The sequence below is a fragment of the Duganella radicis genome, from assembly GCF_009720825.1.
GTDB lineage: Bacteria > Pseudomonadota > Gammaproteobacteria > Burkholderiales > Burkholderiaceae_D > Rugamonas > Rugamonas radicis.
In genome coordinates this window covers 1-2,075 of the sequence record NZ_WNKY01000104.1, presented here as the reverse complement: position 1 = coordinate 2,075, position 2,075 = coordinate 1, and the positions used below count along the sequence as shown (strand labels likewise).

General features: G+C 71.3%; 4 protein-coding genes. All 4 read right to left on the bottom strand.

Annotation, left to right across the window (positions count from 1 at the left end; genetic code table 11):
• Nucleotides 1–413: Hpt domain-containing protein (locus tag GM676_RS31210; protein WP_211923328.1), on the bottom strand; the 413-nt coding region annotated here is incomplete at its 3' end.
• Nucleotides 410–727 (bottom strand): STAS domain-containing protein, encoded by a 318-nt coding sequence (locus GM676_RS31205; protein ID WP_155468452.1) that lies wholly within the window; start codon nt 725–727, stop codon nt 410–412. The genes GM676_RS31210 and GM676_RS31205, both read right to left, overlap by 4 nt.
• Complete coding sequence (locus GM676_RS31200; RefSeq protein ID WP_371866423.1) at nt 724–1,092, bottom strand: response regulator; 369 nt, start codon at nt 1,090–1,092, stop codon at nt 724–726. Before GM676_RS31200 ends, GM676_RS31205 begins: the two co-directional genes overlap by 4 nt.
• A 21-nt stretch (nt 1,093–1,113) precedes the next feature.
• On the bottom strand, nt 1,114–2,075 hold a 962-nt coding region (locus GM676_RS31195), incomplete at its 5' end, for a methyl-accepting chemotaxis protein (protein ID WP_155468451.1).

Sequence of the window (2,075 nt, the reverse complement as noted above, 5' to 3'; positions counted from 1 at the left end):
GGGGAGGCCGCCGGCGGCGCCTGGCCGGCGCCCAGATAGGCTTGCAGCTCGTCGCCCAGCGCCAGGCCGGTGGCGGCGCAGGCGGCGTCCGGTTCGTCGCCGGTGGCGGCCAGCGCCACCAGCGCCGTCAGGTAATCGCCGACCGACAGCAGCAGCGTGGCCAGCGCCGGCGTGATGGCCAGTCGGCCCTCGCGTACCTCGTCCAGCACGCTTTCGGCCACATGGGTGACGGCGACGATGTGGTGCAGGCCGAACAGGCCGGCCGACCCCTTGAGGGTGTGCACCGCGCGGAACAGCGCATGGATGGCGTCGGCGTCGGCGCCGTCCTGCTCGATATGGAGCAGGCCCGCCTCCATTTGCTCCAGCAGCTCGCCGGCCTCGGCGATGAAGGTCGGCAGGGCTTCCTGCATCATGCTGCCCCCTGCGTGGCGGCGGCGTCCAGCTCCGCGCTGAGGCCGCACAGGGCCAGCACCTCGCGCAACTGCGCGCTGTGATTGACCAGGCGCAGCTCGTGGCCGAGCGCGCGCGCGTGGCGCTTGGCGCCCACCAGCAATTGCATGCCGGCGCTGTCGATGCTGTTGACCTGGGCCAGGTCGAGCAGCACCAGGTGGCCGGCGCGCACCGCGTCCAGCAGCCACAGCTGGTCGCGGGCGGCGGTGAAAATCGTCATCTCGCCGGCGGGCGCGGGGTAGACGATGGCGGCGGGGGCGGCAAGGGGCTGGCTCATGGCAGGATCAGTTTGGCGACCGCGTTGAGGACCGTCTCCGGCTGGAACGGCTTGACGATCCAGGCGCGCGCGCCGGCCGCCTGGCCGGCCGCCTTGCGGGCGTCGCTGGCTTCGGTGGTCAACATGACGATGGGGGTGAACTTGTAGGCCGGCAGCTGCTTGGCGGCCTTGACGAAGCCGATGCCGTCCAGCTTGGGCATGTTGACGTCGCTGATGATCAGATGGTATTTGCGGCCATCGAGCTTGCTCAGGGCGTCGTCGCCGTCGCAGGCCTCGACCACGGTATGGCCGGCGCCACGCAGGGTGATGCTCAGCACTTGCCGCAGCGAGGCGGAGTCATCGACGATGAGTATGGTTTTGGACACGGGAAAAAATCCTTGGCGGGGTTAAAAGAAGGTGACGTCATCGGCCGGTTGCGCCGCACGCCCCAGCTGTGGATGGTGTTGTTCCGGCGCGGTGTAGCTGGCGGCCAGCTCGCCGAGCCAGGCCTGGGGGTCGAGCGCCGGGGCGGCGCCGTGCTGGTCCAGCCGGGTGGCCAGCTTGTGCATGTCGGCCCGCACCTGGCCCAGGATCTGGCTGACCCGGTCCTGGAACTGGAGCGAGACCAGCACCTGCTCCAGCTCATGGCCGACCGCCGCGCTGTGCTCGCGCATATCGTGCGCGGTGGCGGCCAGGGTGGCGGTGGCCTGGCGGAAATCGCCGACCACGCGTTCGATGATGGCGGCCGAGTTGAGCAGCGACTGCTGGTCGCGCCGCGCGTATTGCTGCGACGCCTCCAGTGTGCCGTTCAGGGCGCGGTTGACGGTGTCGATGGTGTCGGCGATCTGCTTGCCTGCGGCGCCCGACAGCAGCGACAGCTCGCGCACCTCGCGCGCCACCACCGCGAAGCCGCGCCCGGCCTCGCCGGCGCGGGCGGCCTCGATGGCGGCGTTGAGGGCCACCAGATTGGTCTTGCGGGCCACCTCGGCCACGCTGTGCGCCAGTCCGCGCAATTCGCTGGTGAAGCCGGCCAGGCCGGCCACCTGCTCCAGCAGCGCGTTCTTGGCGGCCAGGGCGTCGCGCAGCGCGTTGGTGATGGAATCGAGTTCGTCGTGGCTGCGGTTGAGCAGGTCGAGCAGGGCGCCGTCGTCGCCGGCGTGGCTGTTGGCCACCGCCACGCCGACCCGGCGGTTGATCTCGACGAAACGCTCGGCCAGCGCGGTGATGGCCTGCTCGGTCTGGCTGCTGGCCAGCTGCACCTGGTCCGACCAGACCGGCAGCACCCCGCTGCACAGCGCATCCAGACCCGGCGTGGCGGCCGGCGCGGCCGGCGGCGGGGCGGACGCCAGCCGGCGCCAGGCCAGCCCAT